The organism is Falsiroseomonas bella (genome assembly GCF_003173615.1).
Classification (GTDB): domain Bacteria; phylum Pseudomonadota; class Alphaproteobacteria; order Acetobacterales; family Acetobacteraceae; genus Falsiroseomonas; species Falsiroseomonas bella.
The window spans coordinates 1-854 of the sequence record NZ_QGNA01000013.1 but is presented as its reverse complement, the minus strand read 5'-3'; the positions used below and the strand labels follow the sequence as shown (position 1 = coordinate 854).

Sequence of the window (854 nt, the reverse complement as noted above, 5' to 3'; positions counted from 1 at the left end):
CGTCTTCGTTGAAGGTCAGGCCAGCGAGACCGCCGCCCACCAGCGCGAAGGTCAGCCCGTCGCCGTCCACATCGTCGGCGAGGCCGGCGACCGAGCCGTTCAGGCTGCCATCCTCGGCCACCGTCCGGACGTCGTCGCCAACCACCGGCGCGTCGTTGACCGGCGTGACCGTGATCTCGACGGTGCCGATGTTGCTGTCGGTCGTGCCGTCATTGGCGGTGAACTGGAAGCTGACCGTCCCGTTGAAGTCGGCCGGCGGCGCGTAGCTGTAGCTGCCGTCTTCGTTGAAGGTCAGGCCAGCGAGACCGCCGCCCACCAGCGCGAAGGTCAGCCCGTCGCCGTCCACATCGTCGGCCAGGCCGGCGACCGAGCCGTTCAGGCTGCCATCCTCGGCCACCGTCCGGACGTCGTCCAGGACCACCGGCGCGTCGTTCTCCGGCGTGACCGTGACGTCCACGATGGCCGTGTCGCTGCCGCCATTGCCGTCCGCGATGCTGTATTGCAGTTGGAACGCGCCGTTCCAGTCGTTGTTCGGATCATCGACGTAGAAGCGAATCTCGGTGTCGCTCCAGATCTCCGCGACCACCGGCGCGCCGCCCAGCACGGACACGCCCGTGACGAAAAGGCTGTCGCTGTCCGCATCGGTGTCGTTGGCGACGACGTCGATGTAATGCCAGAAATCGTAGGCGACATTCTCGCCGATCGTCGTCGCGTCGTCATTGGCGACCGGCGCGGTGTTGTCCGGCGTCTCGTCGACGTCGGTGACGGCGATGGTGAAGGTCTCGTCGTAGGTGCCGCCGGCGCCGTCATCGGCGCGGATGGTCACGCTGTAGGAGGATTGCGTCTCAAAATCG

The 854-nt window shown here is 66.9% G+C and carries 1 protein-coding gene; it reads right to left on the bottom strand.

What is annotated here, in order from left to right:
• Nucleotides 1–826: cadherin-like domain-containing protein (locus DFH01_RS27720; RefSeq protein WP_158287940.1), on the bottom strand; the 826-nt coding region annotated here is incomplete at its 3' end.
• Nucleotides 827–854: the final 28 nt, after the last annotated feature.